The following is a 21,502-nucleotide window of genomic DNA, read 5'->3' on the forward strand; positions in this document are numbered from 1 at the left end:
CAACCGAACGCGTCGGCGCGTCGTATTCCTTCGAAACCGAACGAGGATACGCCCATGTTTCGCGCCAGCCTGATCGCCGCCACCGTCGCGCTCGCCGCCTTGCCGTCATTGGCGTTTGCGCAGGCGTCGAATGTCGATCTGAACCGCTTCGACGGCCGGTGGTTCGAGATCGAGCGCAATCACAACAATGTCCAGAAGGACTGCAGCCGGGCGCAGATCGACTTCACGCCGCAGAGCGCCGCCGACCGCTACGCCATCACCGTGACCTGCACCCGGCGCGCCGATGGCAAGGTCGAGACGCTGCGCGCCAACGCCCGTGTCACCGACACCACGACCAATGCGAAGTTCCGATTCAGCCTGACCGGCCTGCTCAGCTTCGGCGGCTTGGCGGGCCAGAACTACTGGGTCTACGACCATGCCCCGGACTACAGCTGGGCCATCATGGGTCTGCCGGACAAGTCGAACTGGTGGATCTGGCACCGCAACCAGAATGCCTCGCAGGCTGAGCGCGACCGCATCTTGAGCCGCGTTCGCGCCTTGGGCTTCAGCACCGGCCGTCTGGTCCACACCGGTCTCTAAGGCGCCGCTTGCGATAGGAACGTAGGCGGAACATAAGCTGTCGGCATGTCCGCCGTCGCCCATCTCGAACTCGTCTTCAGCCGCCCCGAGACCACCCTTTCGGTCACGCGCGGTGCGGCGCGGCTGATGATGGACATGGGCTATGCGCCGCTCCTGGAAGTCTGCCTGCCCAACGGCCGGCGCGCCGATGTCATGGCGATCGGGCGCAAGGGCGACATCGTCATCTGCGAGGTCAAGTCGGGCGTCGAGGACTATCGCGTCGACCGCAAATGGCACGAGTACGGACCGTTCTGCGACGCCTTCTTCTTCGCCGTCGCGCCCGAGTTTCCACAGGACATTCTGCCCGACGAACCGGGCCTGATCGTCGCAGACGGTTTCGGCGGCGCGGTCGTGCGAGACGCGCCGGTGATCGGTTTGGCGCCCGCCCGCCGCAAGGCGCTGACGCTGGCCTTCGCACGGTTGGGGGCGATGCGGACCTTACGGGACTAGAGCCGGCGGAAGACGGCGGTCGCAAAACCCTCGGCGACCAGACGCGCCTCGACCTCGGCCAGGCTCTCGATCACCACGCCCTTGCCGCCTGTCGCGTGAATGATGCGTTCGCCGTCCAGCATCAGCGCCGAATGACCCATCCAGTCCTGATCGTCGCTCGACGCCAGCCAGACGACGATGTCGCCGCGCTGTAGATCCGATGAAGACGCCGCTCGACCCAACCGGGCCTGCGCGTCCGACCGGCGCGGACCGGGCAGGCCGCATGCCAGCAGGGCCTGCTGCACCAAGCCGGAACAGTCGGTGGAGATCGAAGATCGCGCGCCAAGTTCATGCGGCCGCCCGAGCAACCGCTCAGCCACCGCGACCAGATCCGTCTCGAATGCGCCGATCGGCTTCAGATCAGTCTCGGCCACATCCGTCGCCTCGACCACCAAAGCGTTTAGCGGCAGGGCCGCGTCCACGCCGGCGATCCAGTGGGTCGCCAAGGGCGCGCCGGCCGACAGACTGTCCAGCACGACCCAGCCGACGACGCCATCGCGCCGCGCCCGGCCCCAGGCGCGGCCGTTCGCCCGATCCAGAACGTCGAAGATCTCGCCATGCAGAAGCTGGTCGATCCGACCGTCAACATCGGACAGGATGTCGGCCACGGCGACGCGACAGTGCATGGCCTCGGTCGCCCGATAGGCGTCTGCGCGCACCAGCCCTTCCAGCGCCTGTTCGGCGAGGTCAGGGCGAACGAGGCGGTCGCCGGGCGGAAGAAGGTCGAGGACGTCGGTCAACGTGAACTCGCATTGCTGAACCCACAGCCTTATCCCCCGATGGCTTAGGGGCCGTTAACGCGAGACGTTTTTGCGAAAGAAAATCAACAGAACCGCGTTCTTGATGGAGCGATGCTGTCTTGAAGCGTCACCTTTGGCTCCCATTTCGGTTTGAGGTCGTCGCGCCTGGAGGTCCCTATGCTGCTGCTGAGCGTTCTGATCATTTTTGGCCTGACCCTCGCTGACGAAGGCGTCGTCGGCACGGCCCTCAGAAAATGGCTGGTCGAGACGCCTGCGCGATTCTTGGCGGGCCTGTCACGCGGTCGAACAGTGGGGTTGGGCCTCGTCGCTCTGGTGGGCGTCGCGGCCGTGATGCTGTTCGAGACGGAAGGCGTCCGGCTGTTCTCGATGGCCGCCCCTGACATGGCGGCCTGGGTTCTGATGTTCGACGTAACCGTCGTCTTCGACATCGTCGTTCTGGCGGTCAGTTTACGCGCGGTCGCCGGTTGGCGAGGCCTGATCCGACGCCGCGACCTGATGCAGGGCCTCGCTGGGAAACTGATCGGCCGGATCAGAGGCGTGCGGTTGCGGGGCCGACGTGTCAGTAAGCCTCGACCGCCGCGATCTCCGTCGGGCGATCCCGAACCAGATCCCGCCTACGCCTTCGCTTAACTACGTCGCGTAGCGCGCATTCAGCATGGCGTAGCAGGCTCTCAGCGCCTGGACCTCGCCGCCTTCCGGATAGCCGGGGCGGGCGCGGGGGTTCCAGGCGAAGATGTCCATGTGCGCCCAGGCCCCCGTGGTCGGAGCGAACTTTTGCAGGAACAGGGCGGCCGTCACCGATCCGGCCTGGGCCCAACCGGCCGGGTCGTTCCGGAGATCCGCGATCTCGGCGTCCAGCGCGCCGCGATAGCCGGGCCACAGCGGCATCCGCCACAGGGGATCGCGCACCTGACCCGCCGCAGCAAGCAGCCCGGCGGCCAGGGCTTCGTCGTCTGTATAAAGCGGCGGCAGCTCCGGGCCCAGGGCGATCCGCGCGGCGCCGGTCAGGGTGGCGAAGTCCAGCGTCAGGTCGGGGTCATGCTCGCCCGCCCGTGTCAGGGCGTCGGCCAGGATCAGGCGGCCTTCGGCGTCCGTATTGCCGATCTCGATGGTCAGACCCTTGCGGCTGTTCAGGATGTCGCCAGGCCGGAAGGCGTCGGCCGACACGGCGTTCTCGACCGCCGCGACGATGACCACCAATCGCACGGGCAGGTCCGCCTGCATCACCAGACGCCCCAGGGCCAGGGCATGGGCCGAGCCGCCCATGTCCTTCTTCATATTGCGCATGCCGGCGGCGGGCTTCAGGTCCAGACCGCCGGTGTCGAACACCACACCCTTGCCGACCAGGGCGACCAGCGGCAGGTCGGTCCGGTCCAGCTTCCAGCCGATCTCGATCAGACGCGGCGCACGGTGCGAGGCGGCGGCGCGCCCCACCGCGTGGACGGCCGGATAGTTGTCTTCCAGCAGGGCGTCGCCGGTGGTGACGGTGATCTCGGCGCCGGCGCTCTCCGCGATCTCGCGGGCGATGGTCTCGATCTGCAACGGCCCCATGTCGGCGGCGGGCGTATCGACCATTTCGCGCGCCAGGGCGCAGGCGGCGGCGATGCGCGAGATTTCGGCGACATCCACCCCGTCCGGCGCCACCAGCCGCACGGGCGCCCGGCCCGGCCGGGCCTTGTAGCGATCGAAGACATAGGCCCCCAGCAGGAAGGCCAGGGTCGCCAGTTCCGCGTCCTGCGCGGCGACCTCAAGCCGATACAGGCCGCCCGGGAGCCGCGCCGACAGTCCCCGCACGCTCATCGGATCGAAGGTCGCGCCCGCGCCGACAACCACCTGGCCGATCTCGCCGTCCGCGTCCGGCACGACCAGCAGCTGGCCCGGCTTGCCTTCGAACCCATGCCGATCGCCCCAGCGGCGGGCCGCACCGTCCAGCACGCCGCCCGCATGAATGAAGCGGATCGGAATGGCGCCGTCGCCGTCACGGGCGGACACCAGCAGGGGATGCGAGACGGACATGAGGCCCTCGAAACGAAGTTAACCATCGGTTGACGCGAACCGGCGATTCTAGGGGCGAGACCTCTAGGACCGTCTGGACCTGACCCATGTCGCGCATGCCCGCCCTTCTCGCAACCGTCGCCCTGATCGCCCTGTCCGGCACGCCGGCGCTGGCGGCCGATCCGACGGCGGCGACGGCGGCCCAGGCTCGCGCGCCGTCGTCGGCTGCGGTGCGCGCCACCTATGACCGGATGGACGCCCTGTCGCGCTCGGTGTTCTGGGCCTCGGAGCAGCAGGCCGATCCGACCGACGCCGTGGCGGGCGTGAAACTGGCCCAGGCCCTGCGTGAGCTGGGCCGCTATGACCAAGCGGCCGAGGCCGCCCAGGCGACATTGACGCTCCAGCCCAACAATCTCGACGCCCTGCTGGAGCTGGGCCGCGCCCACATCGCGCGCGGACAGGCCTTTTATGGCGTGGCGCCGCTAGAGCAGGCGCGCAACCTGGCGCCCCGCGATTGGCGCCCCTACTCCCTGCTGGGCGTGGCCTATGAACAGGTGCGTCGCACCGACGACGCTCGCGCCGCCTGGAACCAGGCCCTGGCCCTGTCGCCCGACAACCCCGACGTCCTGACTAACGCGGCCACCGCCGCCCTGACGCATGGCGATGCGCCGGGCGCCGAGACCCTGCTGCGTCGCGCCGTGGCCCAGCCGACCGCCTCGGCCAAGGTGCGCCAGAACCTGGCCATGGTGCTGGGCCTTCAGGGCAAGATGGGCGAGGCCGAACAGATCCTGCGCCGCGAACTGCCGCCCGAGCAGGCCGAGCAGAACCTGCAATGGCTGCGTTCGCGCAGCACAGGCGGCGCGCCGACATCCGGCGGCGGCGCGGCGAGTCCTTCGCCCGCGACCGACACCGCCCGCACCTGGAATTCGCTGCAAGGCGGCTGATCCGCAAGTTGCGATCACGCTCCATGCGTGGTGGATGGGGCCATGACCGCCCTCCCCGCGTCCCGCGCCTATCACGCCTTCCTGTTCGACATGGACGGCACCCTGATCACCTCGACCCTGGCCGCCGAGCGCGTCTGGACCCGCTGGGCCGCGCGCCACGGGCTGGATGCCGCCGCCTTCATCCCCACCATCCACGGCGTGCGCGCGATCGACACCATTCGTCGCCAGAACCTGCCTGATATCGACCTGGACGCCGAGGTGGCTTGGGTCGAGCGCGGCGAAATCGAGGACGTGGACGGCGTCGCCCCCATCCCCGGCGCCGTCGACTTCGTCAAACGCCTGCCGCCCGACCGCTGGGCCGTGGTCACCTCCGCCTCAGTCCCTTTGGCGCATGCCCGTCTTAAGGCCGCAGGCGTCACGCCGCCCGCCGTCATGATCACCGCCGAGGACGTCGAACGCGGCAAGCCCGACCCCGCCGGCTATCTGAAGGCCGCCGCGACCCTGGGCTTCGATATCGCCGATTGCCTGGTGTTCGAGGACGCCGAGGCCGGCATCCAGGCGGGCGAAGCGGCCGGGGCCGACGTGCTGGTCGTCACCGCCGCCTGGACCCATCCGCTGAAGACGGATCATCCCACGCTGGCGGACTATGCGGATGCGACTTTGGAAGCCCGATCCGATGGGCGTCTCGTCCTGACGCTGTAATCCTCCCCCTTTACGCCGCGCTTCACGGGGGAGGATTGAGCGCCTATCTTCGCCCCATGATCGACGACCTCTACAGCGCGCGCATCCTGTCGCTGGCGGCGAACCTGCCGCATGCGGGGCGTCTGCCGGCTCCACAGGGCACCGGGGAAAGGGTGGCGAAACTGTGCGGGTCGCGCGCGACGGTCGATGTGACGCTGGACGACCAGGGCCGCGTCGTCGGCTTCGCCCAAGACGTCAAAGCCTGCGCCCTCGGCCAGGCCGCCGCCGGGGTGCTGGGTCAGTCTGTGATCGGCGCGTCGGTCGATGATCTCAAGGACGCCCGTGACGCCATGATCGCCATGCTGAAAGCCGGCGGCGACGGCCCCGTTGGTCGGTTCGAGGATCTGCGCCTGCTGAAACAGGTCGCCGACTACCCCGCCCGCCACGCCTCGACCCTGGTCTCACTGGAGGCGACGCTGGAGGCGGTGAATAATGCCTTGGCCGCCCGAACTCGCCTCGCCGGCGCGGCCTGACAGGCACGACCGGTTGATCCCCCTGCGATGACAGGGGATAAGCGCGGCGAACCTCTCAAGCCCCCGGCGAAGGGACGTGATGTCTCTCTATGAACGCGGCGTGCGCGCGGCCCATCGGGGCTACAAGCTGACGCTGTCTCCCCTGATCGGCCAGCAGTGCCGGTTCCTGCCGACCTGTTCGGATTACGGGCGCGACGCCCTGATCCAGCACGGACCGGTAAAGGGGGGATGGCTCACCGTGCGCAGGCTCTGTAAATGCCATCCCTTCGGAGGATCGGGCTACGACCCGGTCCCGCCTGCAAAGACTGACACATGATCGATCTGAAATTCCCCGACGGCGCCGTGCGCCAGTATCCTGCCGGTTCGACGGCGCGCGACGTGGCGACCTCGATCTCGCCGTCCCTGGCCAAGAAGGCCGTGCTGGCCGAGTTGAACGGCGAGCAGCGCGACATGAGCCGGGTGCTGGAGACGGGCGGAGACTTCCGCCTGATCATGCGCGACGATCCCGCCGCCCTCTACACGATCCGTCACGACACGGCCCACGTCCTGGCCGAGGCGGTGCAGACCCTGTTCCCCGGCACCCAGGTCACGATCGGCCCGGCCATCGAGGACGGCTTCTATTATGACTTCTTCCGCGAAGAACCGTTCTCGACCGACGACTTCGCCGCCATCGAAAAGGAGATGGGCCGGATCGTCGATCGCGACGCCAGGTTCGAGCGCGAGGTCTGGGACCGCGACGAGGCCATCGTCTTCTTCGAGGCTCGCGGCGAGAAGTTCAAGGCCGAGCTGATCAAGGACCTGCCCGAGAACGAGACCATCACCCTGTACAAGCAGGGCGACTGGATCGACCTGTGCCGGGGGCCGCACTTCCCCTCCACGCGCCATGTCGGCAAGGCGTTCAAACTGACCAAGCTGGCCGGCGCCTACTGGCGCGGCGACTCCAAACGCGAACAGCTTCAGCGCATCTACGGCACCGCCTGGGCGACCAAGGAGGACCTGGACGCCCACCTGCAGCGTCTGGAAGAGGCCGAGAAGCGTGACCACCGCAAGGTCGGCAAGGCCATGGAGCTCTTCCACATGCAGGAAGAGGGCCGCGGCATGGTCTTCTGGCACCCCAAGGGCTGGGTCCTGTGGCGCGTGCTGGAGGCCTATATGCGCCGCCGCCTGGACGCCGCCGGCTATGTCGAGGTCAAGACGCCCCAGGTTCTGGACCGCAAATTCTGGGAGCAGAGCGGTCACTGGGACAAGTATCGTCCGAACATGTTCGTCTGCGAGACGGTCGAGGGCGAAGAGCTGTCGCTCAAGCCCATGAACTGCCCCGGCCACGTGCAGATCTTTGACCAGGGCCAGCGGTCGTATCGCGAGCTGCCGCTGCGCATGGCCGAGTTCGGCGCCTGCCACCGTTACGAGCCCTCAGGCTCGCTGCACGGCCTGATGCGCGTGCGCGGCTTCACCCAAGACGACGCCCACATCTTCTGCCGCGAGGACCAGATCGTCGAGGAGACGGCTGAGTTCATCAAACTGGCCCGCAGCGTCCACGCCGACCTCGGCATGGAGACGGCCTACATCAGCCTGGGCACCCGGCCCGAGAACCGCGCCGGCACGGACGCGTTCTGGGACAAGGCCGAGACCCTGATGGCCGAGGCCGCCCGCGCCGCGGGAACCGAGCCGGTCGTCACTGAGGGCGACGGCGCCTTCTATGCGCCCAAGCTGGACTTCATCGTCAAGGACGCCATCGGCCGCGAATGGACCTGCGGCACGATCCAGCTGGACTACGTCCTGCCCGAACGCCTGAACGCCACCTACATCGCCGAGGACGGCCAGAAGCACCGCCCGGTCATGCTGCACCGGGCGATCCTGGGTTCGTTCGAGCGCTTCATCGGCATCATGATCGAGAACTACGCTGGCGCCTTCCCGCTGTGGCTGGCTCCGACCCAGGCCGTCGTAGCCACCATCACCTCGGACGCCGACGATTACGCCCGCGACGTGATGGCCAAGTTCAAGGCCGCCGGCCTGCGCACCGAGATCGACCTGCGCAACGAAAAGGTCGGCTACAAGGTCCGCGAACACTCGGTCGGCAAGGTCCCGGTCATCGCCGTTGTCGGCCGCAAGGAAGCGGAGGACGGCATGGTCGCCATCCGCCGCCTGGGCTCTCCGGCCCAGACCTTGGTCACGGTCGAGGAGGCCATCCGCATCCTGACCGACGAAGCGACCCCGCCGGATCTGAAGCGCGCCTGTTGATGGATTAAAGGCGGCTGACAGCTGCTCTTCATCCGTCGCAGAATGTCGCCAATGTACGGTCTCGGACGCGGCAGGCCTTAAAGGTGAACGTTCATCGTATCTTAGGTGAAGACGCGCCAGTTTGCGTCATCGCTCTCCGAGATCCGATGATGACGACGTTCAAGACGCAGCCCGGCCGGTCTCTGCTGCAACATCTGATTGCACACGGCCATATGCGGTATCTGATCATCGCAAGTTGGGCGATCGCCCTGTTTACCGTCACCGATTGGACGACTGCAGTATTGTGGTTTGCAGCCGCGACCGCGTCGGGCCTCCTGAGGACCTTCGCCGAACGTGTTTTGGTGATACGGGATGAGCGACTGCACAGCCTGATCAAGCTGACGGCCGCCACCATTTCCTGCATCGCCTGGTCAGCAGCGCCGCTGCTCGCCTTCCTCTACGGCGGCGCCTATGGCGTGCCGCTGGGCGTCGCCCTTCTCATGGCCGGCTATGTGCTGGTCTTCACCCAGATGCGCGCCGCGCCCCGTGAGGCCCTGATCGTGTCGGCGCCCTATTCGGTTGTCGTGGTGCTGCTGTTCGCGAAACTGTGGGGCACGCCGGGCTTTTGGGTGGTGCTCAGCATGATCCCGGTTCTGGCGCTGGCCTTGTTGATCAAGGTGGCCATCACCCAGATGAAGGACAGCGATCTGGAAACCGTCAACCGCCGCCAGGCCGAACTGATCGCCGAGTTGGAAACCGCCCGTGACACGGCCAACGCCGCCAGCGCCGCCAAATCCAACTTCTTGGGCGTTATTTCACACGAGCTTCGCACGCCGATGAACGGGGTTCTGGGGGCCGCGCAACTGTTGCAGATGTCCGAGCTCAGCGACCGCCAGAAAGAATTCGTCGGGGTCATCCGCGACTCCGGCGAAGGGCTCATGGTGCTGCTGAACGACATCCTCGACATCACGAAGATCGAGTCCGGTAAGATGGAGCTGGACTTTGTCGACGTCGAAGCCGAGAGCCTCGCCGCCCGGCTGCTGGGGCCGTTCAAGGCCCAGGCCGAGGCGCGCGGACTCACCTTCACGACCGACATCCGCGGCCCGCTGCCGCCGCTTATCAGAATGGACCCGCTGCGCCTGGCGCAGGTGACGCATAACCTGCTGGCCAACGCCATCAAGTTCACGCCCCAGGGCGAGGTTCGCCTGATTATCGACAGCGAGCCGGCAGGCGAGGGCCGCACGACCCTGCGACTTGGTGTGGTCGATTCCGGCATAGGCATCGCCGCCGACGATCTGACGCGCCTGTTCCAGCCCTTCTCTCAGGTGGACGGGTCGTCCACCCGCAAGTTCGGCGGCACCGGCCTGGGCCTCAGCATCTGCCAGCGTCTGGCCGCCCTGATGGACGGCGAGATCACGGTGACGTCGACCCCCGGCAAGGGATCGACCTTCACCCTTCACGCGACCTTCGACACGCCCCGGATCGAGGCCGTGCGCGTCGCCGCTTGATCAGTCGCGCAACAGCTCGTTGACGCCGGTCTTGGCCCGCGTCTGCGCGTCCACACGCTTGACGATGACCGCGCAATACAGCGACGGCCCGCCATTGGGATCCGGCAGCGATCCCGGCACCACCACCGAATAGGCCGGCACCTCGCCCCGGAACACTTCGCCGGTTGCCCGGTCCACGATCTTGGTCGAGCCCGACAGATAGACGCCCATGGCCAGGACCGCGCCTTCGCGCACAATCACGCCCTCGGCCACCTCGGCACGAGCGCCGATGAAGCAACCGTCCTCGATGATGGTCGGATTGGCCTGCAGCGGCTCCAGCACGCCGCCGATGCCTGCGCCGCCCGACAGGTGCACATTCTTGCCGATCTGGGCGCAGGAGCCCACCGTGGCCCAGGCGTCCACCATCGAGCCCTCGTCGACGAAGGCGCCGATGTTCACGAACGACGGCATCAGCACCACGTTCCTGGCGATATGCGCGCCGTGCCGGACGATGGCGCCGGGCACCGAGCGGAAGCCGGCCGACTGATAATCCGATGCGGTCCAGTCGCCGAACTTGTTGGGCACCTTGTCCCAGAAGGGACCGACAGCGACGGGATGATCCACCGAGAGCGGCATGACGGACGCCGCGCCCGCCCGCATGATCTGGTTGTCGTTCAGGCGGAAGGACAGCAGAACCGCCTTCTTCAGCCACTGATGCGTGGTCCAGACGCCATCCGCGCCGCGCGAGGCGACGCGGGCCTGACCGGAATCCAATAGGGCCAGGGCGGTTTCGACGGCGTCGCGCACCTCGCCATGCGTGGCGGCGGACACCTCGGCGCGCTGTTCCCAGGCGGCCTCGACGACGGATTCGAGATGCGACAGATCGGTCATGCGGCGTCCTTGAAGCTCAGATCGGAAAGGAAGTCGAAAAGGTCCGGGGCCACATGGTCGATATGCGGCCCGATTGGCTTGCCATGGCCGTCGCCGATCAGGACCGTCGCCATGCCCAGGGCCTTGGCCGGCTCCAGGTTCTTGGGCGTGTCCTCGAAGAAGGCGGATCGGTGCGGATCGATGCCGAACTGCTCCAGCATCCGGCGGAAGGTCGCGGGATTGGGCTTGGGCGTCAGATCCCCATCCTCAATGGCGAAGACGCCTTCGAAACAGTGGGCGACGCCGATCCGCTCCAGAACACGATGGGCGTAGTCGCGCGCGCCGTTGGTGAAGACATAGCAACGACCGGGCAGGGCCTTCAGCCGCTCCGCCAGACGCGGATTGGGCTCGACCCCGTCCAGCGGCACGTCGTGCACCTCGCGCAGGAATCGTTCGGTATCGACCGCATAGTTGGCCATCAGTCCGGCCAGGGTCGTGCCGTGCTCGTCCAGAAACTGGCGCTGCATCGCGGCTGCGGCCTCGGGCTCCAGCCCAACGGCCTCGACCACGAAGGCGTTGATGCGCGCCTGGACCAGCCGCATCAGACCCTGCTCGCGCGGATACAAGGTGTCGTCCATGTCGAACACCCAGGCGCGCACATGCCCAAGGGATGTGGAATGGGGGTCGATCAAGACGCCTTCACCAGGGTGCCGGCGCCGAACTCTGTGAACAACTCGACCAGCATGGCGTGCGGCCGACGCCCATCCAGAATGACCACCGCCTCGACGCCCGCGCGAACGGCGGCCATGGCGGTCTCCAGCTTGGGGATCATGCCGCCGGTGGCGACGCCCGTGTCGATCAGGTTTTGCGCCTCGCCCAGCGTCATCTGACGGATGATGTCGCCGTCCGCGCCCTTCACCCCCGGCACGTCCGTCAGCAGCAGCATCCGCTTGGCGTTCAGTGAACCCGCGACCGCGCCGGCCACCGTGTCGGCGTTGACGTTGTAGGTCTGACCATCCTCGGCCACGCCGATCGGGGCGATGACCGGGACCCAGTCTTCGGTCTCGGACGCGATCAGGCCGGCGATCAGTTTGGGATCCACCTTGGTCGGCTCGCCGACATAGCCCAAGTCGACCTCGTGCTCGATCATGCTGTCGGGATCCCGCTTGGTCCGGCGCGTCTTCTCGACGGTCAGCAAACCGGCGTCCTTGCCCGACAGGCCGACGCCGCGCACGTCCGCCTCCTTGCCGGCCATGGTGATCCAGTGGGCGATCTCCTTGTTCACCGCGCCTGACAGCACCATCTCGGCGACCTCCATCGTCGCCGGATCGGTGACCCGCAGCCCGTCGACGAAGCTGGACTTCACCCCCGCCTTGTCCAGCATGGCGCTGATCTGCGGCCCGCCGCCATGCACCACCACCGGGTTCACGCCCATCAGCTTCAGCAGCACCACATCGGCCGCAAACTGACGCGCCACAGCGCTCTCGCCCATGGCGTGACCGCCGTATTTGATGACCACGGTCTCGCGGTCATACACCTGAATATACGGCAAGGCCTCGGCGAGCGTCTTCGCCGTCTCCCAGCTGCGTTCTTCCGACTGGCGTTCTGTTTCGTTCATCACGCGCGCGAGATAGCGGGGGACGGCGGCGGTGTCACGATCAAAACCCCCCGCATTGCTGAAAGGGTCGGCGTTGATGTAACGGCTACTACAACCCCTACCCGGATTACTCCGGCAATCGCCGCGCATGATTCCTAGCTAAATAAAAGAACGGGCCCCGATGACTACGGTTTGTATTGATGGCTTCAACCTCGCGCTCCAACAAGGGTCGGGAATTGCGACCTATGCTCGCAATCTCTTGGTCGACCTAAATGCCATAGGCTACGAAACTCAGGTCCTTTATGGCCCAAAAGGGAAGATAGGGGATAACGACGCCCTCAATGAAGCAATACTGGTTGACAGCGAACGCTCTGGAAAACCGCCCAAGCGTGCCTCCCGCTATCTTAGGACAATGGCAGCCACGGTCGGTGTATCTGCTCATTTCATTCCGCGTACCGGCCGTGTGATTTGGCCAGAAGACGGAGCCGCGCAACCTCCCGCCGCTTCGTTCTGGAGCAGCCGCGACCTGTTTCGCACCTCGCATCGCGCATTTCAGCGGTACGGGACCACATCGCGCCTGCATTTCACCGGCGCGCCAAAGCCAGACATAATTCATTGGACGACTCCGCTCCCGCTACACGCAGCAGGGTCGGTAAACATCTGCACAATCCACGACCTTATACCCTTACGACTTCCCCACAGCACTTCTGACGACAAAAAGAGCTTTTACGACCTATTCAAAAAATCCGCTGGCACTTCAGATCACATTATTACCGTTTCAGAGACCACGCGGAATGACGTCATATCCTCTTTAGGTGTGCCGGAAGATAAAGTAACCAATGTCTACCAATCGGTATCAATACCTCAACATGCCTTGGGCATGTCGGATTTCGAGCTTTCCAGGAACCTATTCGAGGTTTTTGGTCTAAAATGGAAAGACTATTTCATACATTACGGAAACATTGAGCCTAAGAAAAACCTCGGGCGCCTCTTTGAGTCTTTTTCTCAGGCTGAAACTGCGAGGACACTCGTCATCGTTGGCGGAAAAGGCTGGCTTCGTGAAAACGAAATTTCTTTAATGCAACAAGTTGTTTCACTGGAAAGCCCGCTTGCCAAGAGAGTTATCTATCTAGAGTACCTTCCACTTATAACTTTGGTAGGTTTAGTGAGGGGGGCTCGCGCTACCCTTTTCCCCTCTCTCTATGAAGGGTTCGGCTTACCTATAGTCGAGTCAATGGCATTGGGCACTGCCGTGCTGACTTCCAACTTCGGAGCACCGAAAGAAATCGCAAGCTCGGCAGCCGCCCTGGTCAATCCGTTAAGTGTTGGATCCATCAAACTCGGGATAGAAGCACTAGATAGAGACAACAATCTATTACGTAGACTCGAACACGACGGCAGAAAACGCGCGCTCCAATTTTCTCCAGAGCACACCCAAGCGCGACTCAAAGAGGTATATCAGCGGCTTCATGGCTGACAGGGCCATTTTCCACCCGCCTTACTGACCACGGCCTGCTCTTATTCGACCGCTCAACGTAGTCTACTATCGCCCGCAGGTTGGGTTTAGCGTACCCACCCAGTGGCCGATGGATGTAACGAGACCATATTGGGCTAACAAATGGATCTTCGACAACAGCTCGCCCCCATCTCCGGCGCAAGTCAAAAAGCTCACCCTCGTCCCAAGCTATTTTGGCTTGAGTATCGTTGAGACCACGGGTCTTTGACTCCCTGTGAACGAGCTCTATTTCTGGATCGTAGACAACAATATAGCCGAGCTCTCGGATTTTAAGGCAGAAATCAACATCGTTGTACGCAATCGGAAGAGCAACCTCATCGAAGCCTCCGACCTTATGGAACAAATCAACCGGGACGGCGAGGAACGCTCCCGTCACGGCAGCAGCCCCCCTACGAGAGCTCCACCTCTCATCTGGTCCATGGTCAGATCTAGGCGAAAACAAACCTTCATGTTTCGGGGCGCCGTTGTCGAATCCCAAAACAATTCCTGCATGCTGTTGCTGATCATCGGGATACCAAAGGCGCGCACCAACGACCCCCACTTTTTGATCGGAGAAATCATGCCTTAGCTGATCGTCCCATCCATCGGACAACATTACAGTATCATTGTTGCAAAACACGACAATGCCTTCTTGCACTCCCGCGCAAGCCGTGTTGTTTAGCAGAGACCAGTTAAACCCTGCGTCGTCCCTTATCGTCCTGATGCCATGGATGCGCTCCATTCGGTCAATCGCGACCTGTGTCTCTTGGAGTTCGCTTCTATTGTCGACTACAATGACGTCAAGGCGATCCTGACATCTGCTGCGGGCATGAAGACTCTCTATACACTCAACTAGCATAGCGGACTGGTCTTTCGTCGGTATTATCACCGTCACCAGATCTTTTGATAAGTCCTTATGCTTCAACATTTGCGTCGGGGTTACTTTCTCCGAGTCATCCATTAACGATGCCGCGTCAGGTAGCATTAGTCGGCTAGCTAAAGTCAGCGGTATGTGGGGAACTGGACAAACTCCTATCCGGCTTTGGAGGAGCTTGTAGTGAACGGCGTTAATGTCTGATAAAACGCCCTCAGTAGGGCTCACATATGACAATGCCAACTCTCTAAATATTACAAAGCTGCCTGCTAGGAGCACGGGCATCTGAGATCTAGAATCTATCAGTATCGGATCTGCCATTCCGTATAACGTAGGATCACTAAATATACGCCCACCAGACCACTGCTCTTTCAGACGGTCATGATCACAATACAATAGCTCGGCTCTGGTTTGGGTAAGACCCCAGCCGACCCAAGACAAAGCTCTGTCATCAAGAATAATACCTGCGGCCAGTGATACGATTACGTCATAGCTTTTTGCTTCGACAGATTCCAATAGGCTGGCGGCGTCCTCCTTAAAATCAATACGCTCATCCGTACGTTGAAATGACGTGACGCTGTGAGAAATATTTGGCATTCCCACGACGATTGCTTTCCAACTAGCAACCGATTGATCGATCAAACTCAAAAGTGTGCGCCGTAAGAGGGCAGGGTGCCCGATACTCGCGTTTACGATTATCAAGTATTTTTTCGCAGCAACTGACGGTGCTTCAGTTATCGGAAAGTCTCGCTTGAAAGCGTCCCAAGCACCTCTTGGATAAGTCGAATCGGCGTTCCATTGGTGCAATGCTGACTTAACGCTCTGAAGGCTGGTTTCAAGCCTTAAGAGGTCGGAATGCACGACATCCGGGCCGGCGAGAGTCTTTGTAACTCGTCCGTTAGCGCCCATTATCAGCAACATATAGCGTGCTTCGCGCGAATTCTCGTCGAGCTCTAATGCCTGAGCAAAGCTTTCTATGGCATCAGCAGACTTACCGGCCTGTCGGAGCGCATGACCAAGATGTATTAGAATGCTGGCTTTGGGGCCATTTTTAGCAATAATCTCACGATACCGAGCAATTGCATCTTCCGTCGCTCCCAAATCCTTCAGAGCGTTTGCGAGCTTTAGCGCGGGCCCCGCTCTTGCAGAGTCAAGCGTGCTTGCCATTTGATACGCGGCGATTGCAAGAGCCATGTCTCCTTCAGATGCCGCACGGTTTCCAATTCGCAAGGCGACATCAGCTTGTTTACGATCACCTCGGCGCGAGAGCCTGCTAAATCTCAAAATGGCTTTGCGTAGCTTGTCGATGGGGGTCACGCTGATGTACCATTCATATCCAAGGTCGCTTGGGGCTCGCTCGCATCAAGACTCTTCGATTTATCCAGCGCCTGAATCTTTGAACCTGCCATCGCGGCCCTTTTCTCGCTCGGCGCTGCCTTTCTAAGTTTAGGCTAGCTTCATGCGCCTGTGATTGTTCAGCTAAAGAACCAAGCACTCGATCCCGCGTGTGTACCAAGCCCTCTGCATAGCCGTTCAGAACGTTCGCCGCTGCTCTAAACTCTTCGACATCCAAGGGATTGTTAACCAAGCTTCGCGCAAGTGTTGACTTTAGCCAACCCGGTTCTAGTTCGGGCACATCATAATCAAGCTGGCTTGCCCTCAGTTCGAAAAAATGTGAAACTTCATGATGGCGATGAATAACAGCCATTCTGGCCGAATAGAACTCGGCCCGCGCTGTTATCGATGAATGGTCAGATTTTTTCAAAAAGTCATAACCATCCGGCTTCCTGGCGACCACCACGAAACTCGCGGCTAAAGCTCGCCTAGCGTACTCCGTCATATATTGATCAGGACACCCATCGTGATCGGACAGATGCGCAAGAAATTCGGTGACTGACCCAGTCTTGAGTGCAGTCGCCAATGAGGGAGGCAAGAAACCTAAATATCGCTCAACCTGAGTGTGTATAGCGTTAGATGGACCCGCATATTTTGGTACTTGCGAGTCTTCGAGAATGAAATCGTCGCAAAGAATAGTCTCAACTGCCTGGGGCGTTAGATTAAAGTAATGGCTAGGGAATCCATGGTACCCCTGCATAAAAGCCGTGTCGATAACAAGCCTGCCCCTATCCTTCAAGACTCTTCTTGCTTCTTTTACAGATTTTATTGGGTCACGTAAGTGCTCAAAAACCGCGCCAGAGACAACGAAATCTATGACTCCATCAGCAAAAGGCAGCGCTTCGGCTTCAGCGACGATATCAACATTCTCGTTTGGTAGGACGTCCATCGATATCACTCGGCGATCAGATGCCGGTACATTTCCCGAACCTAGGTGAAGACATACACCATCAGATGGAAGCCATTCAGGTGGATAGTAACTGTCAATATTTTGCGATATTACTTGTGCCGATGGCGCAGCCAGGTGAAACGGCTTAACGTCTCTGACAAGGATTGGACGGCCAGCGACGACGGGATAACGGTGATCGCCGCTAACCAACCAGTCGCCTTCGATCTTCAATTCACCTTTAGTGATAGGACAACGAAGTATTGGCAACATCTCTCCCAGACTTTTAGCCATCGGCTGTAACCTCTCTAAAAGTCTAAGATAGTTTCTTGGTGATACACAAAGTTAGCGAGTTCGGCACCGCTCACGCCACGTCTTCTCAATTCCTTGATCAAAATTGACCTTAGCGCTCCATCCCAAATGCGCGTGCGCCAGAGAGCAATCAAGGACATTTATAGGCACATCAGATTTTCGAGACGACTTGTAGATGACGTTAGCCTTTATTCCCGACACATTCTCAATCGCTAAGATGACTTCGTTTAACGTGCGGCCAATACCAGATCCAATATTGTAAGTTTCATAGTCACCGCTATCGTCCAAACATGTCGATATAGCCTCGACTACGTCATCTATGAATATGAAGTCTCTCACTATGCTACCGTCACCCCAAATCTCGATCGGCTCCCCGTTGCGGATGCGGTCAATGAATATGGGAATCACCCCCTGCGCCTTAGCGGTTGCTTGCGAAGGGCCAAAGGGATTAGCGAGGCGAAGGATCCGATGCTGTAAACCGAACTGATATTTATACACGGCGAGATAGCCCTCCAAAGAGGCTTTAACCGCACTGTACGCCGTCGTTGGACGAGGTAGCGCAGTCTCGGGCGTCGGCAGCAGATCAGGCGCTCCATAGATTGTTCCGCCAGATGACGTAAATATCACACGCTTAACAGACGCTTCGACGCACTTCTGAAAAAGCGCGACGCCGCCACGGAGATTCAGTTCCAGGTCGGCCAACACATCCCCATTGGAGCTTGCTGGTCCGCTGGATGACGCGAGATGGACGCAAACATCAGCATCTTTGACTAGGGCAGAGATGGCGTCGGACTCCTGAAGCGTCCCGACCAACACCTCGGCACCTTCGATGAATAATCCTGGCGCTCTTCGTAGACAGATGAGCGTATGGCCGTCGGCTATGAGACGGCGGCACAGCGCTTTCCCAATAAATCCTCCACCACCAGTCACTGCGATCCGCATGGTTAGGCGCTCGCCGTTCTAACGGGCATCGCCAAAGCCGTATCAAGCCTTTTGGCGAAGCTATCGACTGTGAACTTCTTGAGAAAGACTTTCCTTCCCGCTTTTCCGATCCGCGAACACGCTTCGTTGTCGGCCAGCAAACTCGTCAGCGCAGCGGCGATATCTTGGGGCGAGTTATGTTCTAGGATCACCGCAGATACGCCGTCCTTAAGGTATGCCGACGTTCCCGTTTGGCGGCTTACGACAAGCGTCTTTGCGAAGGACAAGGCGTCTAGAGAGACCAAAGGCAGCGTGTCATCTCGTGATGGCACCAGAACGACATCACACTCGCGCAGTGAGGCTAGATACTCGCCGTATGATAACTCACCCTTCAAAGCGACCGTGGCCAAGCCCTGCGCCTTCTTCCCAATTGCATCTCGGAACCCCGCGTCCAAGGTCCGCCCGTATGCAACGAAGTGAATTCTCGACTGAACTTCAGGAGGCAGCAGCAGCATAGCTTCGACAGCGAGATCCTGCCCCTTTCTTGGCTCGTACGAACCGAACAGTCCCACCCTGATTTTTACTTGTGCCAAAGCATCAGACGCATCTTCCACGCCATACTCAAGGACAAGAGGGTCCGCGCCGTAGGGCTCGAGCGCTTCAGCGGCTAGGCGGCTGCCGGACCAAATTGCGGCCGGCTTGAGCAGTGCCTCCTTGAAGCCAGGCTCGGCGGCAAAATGATCGACTAGGGCCGTCTCATGAGTGTACCAATATACAGGCACCAAATCGCTGATCGCACTAACCGTACGCCAACACACGATCGTGTTCGCAATCACGATGTCGAAGTGAGATAGCGGCGCGGTCGCTGCATCGTGCCCGGTTAAGATCAATTCATCCACGACAACCGCAATACCAGCATCAAGCAGGCGTTGCCGCATCGGCCCGTCAGTCGGAGAAAACACCACAACGAACATCCCACTGGACTTAAGCGTGACGGCCAAATCGAGCGCTACTTTTGGAGCTCCGCTTCCAGTCAAATCATGCGAAATGATCGCCACAGATCTCGAATCAGAAGAATCATACGGCTCATCGTCAGGGAGAAGGAGATCGAATTCTTCCTGAGAATCAATATAGATTAAGTCTCGCATAGCTGGAGTAAAGAACGGATCTCTTGCGATAAACTGGCTCCAACGCCGCAATAAAAATACATCGGCTGTATCTTTTTTCTTCGGCGTTTTGACGTAGCTCTCATCTCCAATAGACATATGACCAATATGCACCAACGTTGCGTGAGGGTTATAGACGCAGCTATAGCCAGCCTCTCGCGCCCTAAAGCATAGATCGACATCTGAGTGGTTTATCGGCGTGTTAAGGGCGTCATAACCGCCTATCTCGTTGAAGACATTGGCAGGCATCGCAAGCAACGCACCGATTATAACTGACACTTCCCTCACGCATTGCGCCATATTGAAGTGGGCTGAAGTGTTGGAAGGATATGTATGAAACGCCGTCCCCGTGAATCGCCGAACACCGGTGACTATGCCTGCATGTTGGATGGAGCCGTCCTCATACAGAAGCTTCGGCCCCACAACTCCCACACCAGGCAAAGCCAAATACTCTATGTGGCACTCAATCCAGTCAGGGGTTATGACACGGACGTCGTCGTTGAAAAATATCAGGTAGTCGCCAGAAGAGCTCGCTGCTCCGGCATTGCACTTCCCGGAAAAATTATAGGGCAAATCGTAAGCACACCATTTAACCGCAGCATTTGAAATCTCGCGCCTCAACTGATCGATAGTTTCCGACCTGGTGACAATGACTATTTCATAGTTCTTGTACGTGGACTTGCTCGTAATGGAGTCGATCGTGGTCTTGATGTTTTCAATGTTGTCAGATGGGATTATTATCGACACTAGCGGGTGATCAATTTCAGAGCGGACCAACCGATTGCATGTCGGAAGCCCGACCGCTTCTCCTCCCCACCCCCTTCTATCGGCAGCATCCTGCAGGGCCGCCAAATTGCTAATGCGGGCATGAGGCTTCCCACCGGCCGCGCCCGACCCTTCGATTGCACGCCACCCATAAAGATAGCGCTCGACGTGAGCCACCTTAAGGTCCATCTCCGCCATGCGCAGTGCCAGATCGTAGTCTTGCGAAAAGTCATACTGAGAACGGAAACCGCCAGCTTTCAAAACTGCCGAGCGCCGATAAAGCGTCAGGTGACCAGTATACATATAGTTCAAAAGAAACAGCGGCGACCAATCCGGCTTTGCAAAAAGCTCAGAAGGAACATTGTTCTCATCGACCTTAAATTCGTCGCTGTATAGCCAGTCTGGGTCAGTTCTGTTTATCTCACGAACCATCTCTTCGAGAGCGTCAGACGTTAGAATGTCATCGTTATCGACTAATGCGACATATCTTCCAGATGACATGGCCAATGCGTCATTAGATGCAGCCGATATCCCCCCGTTGTTTTGTCGCAACAGCACCTTGATACGTGGGTCGTGAGCTCCCAAACGCACCACAGCGTCTCTAGTCGATGCATTTGTGGAGCCGTCATCGACTAGACAAAGCTCCCAGTTTGCATACGTCTGGCGAAGAATTGAGTCCGCCATTTCAATAAGCCAACGCTCTTCAACGTTGTAGACGGGTGTCAAGATTGATATCAGCGGCCCGGTAAGGTCCACTGGCGGCATGTTGGCTAGCCTTGCCGAAATATCGGACATCTGCCGCGCCCGCTTTCGCTCCATCGGAGTCGCGTATACTGGCGCGGCAACGATGGCCGAGAGAGCCGCGGTATCAATTGCCTGCTCCGGCAAACTCGGTTGCGATTGATCCGGCTGATCTGCAGGAAGGATCGCGCGCGCCACATCGGCCGCAGCAAGAAGCGAACTAAGTTCGACATTTGCGTGCGTAGTTGCCCCGCTCTGGTGGGCCATCAAATAAAATTTTGAGGCCTGCGGCAGGTCTCCTGCTCTTTTTGCTAGGTGACCGCGTGACATCATTAGATCAGGATCGTCCGATCTCAGTTCGGCTGCTTTGGCATACGCAGAACTCGCCGGGCCGATCCGACCCGCTTCCTTGAGCATATGCCCGAGCTGCACCCAGATTGCGTAGTCGCGCGGCCTGCGAAGAAGATGGCGCTGGTAATGAGAAGCAGCAGCTAGCCAATTTTTTTCTCCGCGTGCGAGATCGCCCTTTCGTCGCGCGCTGCGCCCAATAGTTCCGCCGCTCAGACGAGAGATTAGCCTGCGACCACGCGGCGGGATGACGTTCAAGTTCATAAGTCTGTTTCTCCAGAGCGCACACAGCGCCGCGCACTCTGTGAAGGCTCTGCCATACACATTGACGCCGAAGTCGCATTTCGTTTATGCCGTTGCAACCGACTTTATATCAATTGCGAGCGTATATGCCCTGCCATATC

Annotated in this window: 19 protein-coding genes; 10 read left to right on the plus strand and 9 right to left on the minus strand. The window is 60.5% G+C overall.

Annotation, left to right across the window (positions count from 1 at the left end):
• The first annotated feature begins 54 nt into the window (after positions 1-54).
• Positions 55-579, plus strand: a complete 525-nt coding sequence (locus tag HNP47_RS13115) for a lipocalin family protein (protein WP_184279869.1) — start codon at positions 55-57, stop codon at positions 577-579.
• 45 nt (positions 580-624) lie between these two features.
• Positions 625-1,068, plus strand: coding sequence for a DNA repair putative endonuclease MmcB (mmcB, locus tag HNP47_RS13120; RefSeq protein WP_055754257.1), 444 nt, complete (start codon positions 625-627; stop codon positions 1,066-1,068).
• Here the strand turns inward: mmcB and HNP47_RS13125 are convergent.
• On the minus strand, positions 1,065-1,847 hold the full coding sequence (locus HNP47_RS13125) for a C40 family peptidase (RefSeq protein ID WP_184279870.1): 783 nt from the start codon (positions 1,845-1,847) through the stop codon (positions 1,065-1,067). The two genes, mmcB and HNP47_RS13125, sit on opposite strands and share 4 nt — an antisense overlap.
• A 177-nt stretch (positions 1,848-2,024) precedes the next feature.
• Here HNP47_RS13125 and HNP47_RS13130 point away from each other — a divergent pair, with 177 nt between their 5' ends.
• The gene (locus tag HNP47_RS13130; RefSeq protein ID WP_184279871.1) at positions 2,025-2,498 is read left to right on the plus strand and encodes a hypothetical protein; all 474 of its coding nucleotides are present in this window, start codon (positions 2,025-2,027) and stop codon (positions 2,496-2,498) included.
• On the opposite strand, the gene HNP47_RS13135 is transcribed toward HNP47_RS13130, so the two are convergent.
• The gene (locus tag HNP47_RS13135; protein WP_184279872.1) at positions 2,499-3,884 is read right to left on the minus strand and encodes a M17 family metallopeptidase; all 1,386 of its coding nucleotides are present in this window, start codon (positions 3,882-3,884) and stop codon (positions 2,499-2,501) included.
• Positions 3,885-3,970: 86 nt separating this feature from the next.
• On the opposite strand from HNP47_RS13135, the gene HNP47_RS13140 reads away from it, so the two are divergent.
• The 6 genes from HNP47_RS13140 (at position 3,971) to HNP47_RS13165 (ending at position 9,749) form a co-directional block, all read left to right on the plus strand.
• Entirely contained in the window at positions 3,971-4,807 is an 837-nt protein-coding gene (locus HNP47_RS13140; protein ID WP_184279873.1) for a tetratricopeptide repeat protein, read from the plus strand.
• A 42-nt stretch (positions 4,808-4,849) separates the two neighbouring features.
• Positions 4,850-5,509 carry an HAD-IA family hydrolase gene (locus tag HNP47_RS13145; RefSeq protein ID WP_184279874.1) on the plus strand — a complete coding sequence of 220 codons (660 nt, stop codon included), beginning with the start codon at positions 4,850-4,852 and terminating at the stop codon, positions 5,507-5,509.
• Positions 5,510-5,565: 56 nt separating this feature from the next.
• A complete protein-coding gene (locus HNP47_RS13150; protein ID WP_184280020.1) occupies positions 5,566-6,021 on the plus strand; it encodes an iron-sulfur cluster assembly scaffold protein in 456 nt (151 codons plus the stop codon).
• A gap of 79 nt (positions 6,022-6,100) precedes the next feature.
• Entirely contained in the window at positions 6,101-6,337 is a 237-nt protein-coding gene (gene yidD, locus HNP47_RS13155; protein WP_135194176.1) for a membrane protein insertion efficiency factor YidD, read from the plus strand.
• Complete coding sequence (thrS, locus tag HNP47_RS13160; RefSeq protein ID WP_184279875.1) at positions 6,334-8,262, plus strand: threonine--tRNA ligase; 1,929 nt, start codon at positions 6,334-6,336, stop codon at positions 8,260-8,262. The genes yidD and thrS overlap by 4 nt, the downstream gene beginning before the upstream one ends.
• A gap of 149 nt (positions 8,263-8,411) precedes the next feature.
• Entirely contained in the window at positions 8,412-9,749 is a 1,338-nt protein-coding gene (locus HNP47_RS13165; RefSeq protein ID WP_184279876.1) for a HAMP domain-containing sensor histidine kinase, read from the plus strand.
• Here the strand turns inward: HNP47_RS13165 and dapD are convergent, their stop codons facing one another.
• The 3 genes from dapD to argB are packed head-to-tail and all read right to left on the minus strand — an operon-like array spanning position 9,750 to position 12,216.
• Positions 9,750-10,619, minus strand: a complete 870-nt coding sequence (gene dapD / locus HNP47_RS13170; protein WP_184279877.1) for a 2,3,4,5-tetrahydropyridine-2,6-dicarboxylate N-succinyltransferase — start codon at positions 10,617-10,619, stop codon at positions 9,750-9,752.
• On the minus strand, positions 10,616-11,290 hold the full coding sequence (locus HNP47_RS13175) for a pyrimidine 5'-nucleotidase (protein ID WP_260394854.1): 675 nt from the start codon (positions 11,288-11,290) through the stop codon (positions 10,616-10,618). Before HNP47_RS13175 ends, dapD begins: the two co-directional genes overlap by 4 nt.
• Positions 11,287-12,216: an acetylglutamate kinase gene (argB, locus tag HNP47_RS13180; protein WP_184279878.1), complete on the minus strand. Its 930-nt coding sequence runs from the start codon at positions 12,214-12,216 to the stop codon at positions 11,287-11,289. Before argB ends, HNP47_RS13175 begins: the two co-directional genes overlap by 4 nt.
• A 160-nt stretch (positions 12,217-12,376) precedes the next feature.
• Between argB and HNP47_RS13185 the strand changes: the two genes are divergently transcribed.
• Positions 12,377-13,672: a glycosyltransferase family 1 protein gene (locus tag HNP47_RS13185; RefSeq protein ID WP_184279879.1), complete on the plus strand. Its 1,296-nt coding sequence runs from the start codon at positions 12,377-12,379 to the stop codon at positions 13,670-13,672.
• Here the strand turns inward: HNP47_RS13185 and HNP47_RS13190 are convergent.
• Genes HNP47_RS13190 through HNP47_RS13205 form a run of 4 tightly spaced genes read right to left on the minus strand, consistent with a single transcriptional unit; the run spans position 13,641 to position 21,362 of the window.
• Positions 13,641-15,881 (minus strand): glycosyltransferase, encoded by a 2,241-nt coding sequence (locus HNP47_RS13190; protein WP_184279880.1) that lies wholly within the window; start codon positions 15,879-15,881, stop codon positions 13,641-13,643. The two genes, HNP47_RS13185 and HNP47_RS13190, sit on opposite strands and share 32 nt — an antisense overlap.
• 13 nt (positions 15,882-15,894) lie before the next feature.
• A complete protein-coding gene (locus tag HNP47_RS13195; RefSeq protein ID WP_184279881.1) occupies positions 15,895-17,139 on the minus strand; it encodes a class I SAM-dependent methyltransferase in 1,245 nt (414 codons plus the stop codon).
• 51 nt (positions 17,140-17,190) lie between these two features.
• A complete protein-coding gene (locus HNP47_RS13200; RefSeq protein ID WP_184279882.1) occupies positions 17,191-18,099 on the minus strand; it encodes an NAD-dependent epimerase/dehydratase family protein in 909 nt (302 codons plus the stop codon).
• Between the two features lie 2 nt (positions 18,100-18,101).
• Positions 18,102-21,362 (minus strand): glycosyltransferase, encoded by a 3,261-nt coding sequence (locus HNP47_RS13205; protein ID WP_184279883.1) that lies wholly within the window; start codon positions 21,360-21,362, stop codon positions 18,102-18,104.
• Positions 21,363-21,502: the final 140 nt, after the last annotated feature.

The organism is Brevundimonas vesicularis (genome assembly GCF_014204545.1).
Lineage (GTDB): Bacteria > Pseudomonadota > Alphaproteobacteria > Caulobacterales > Caulobacteraceae > Brevundimonas > Brevundimonas vesicularis_B.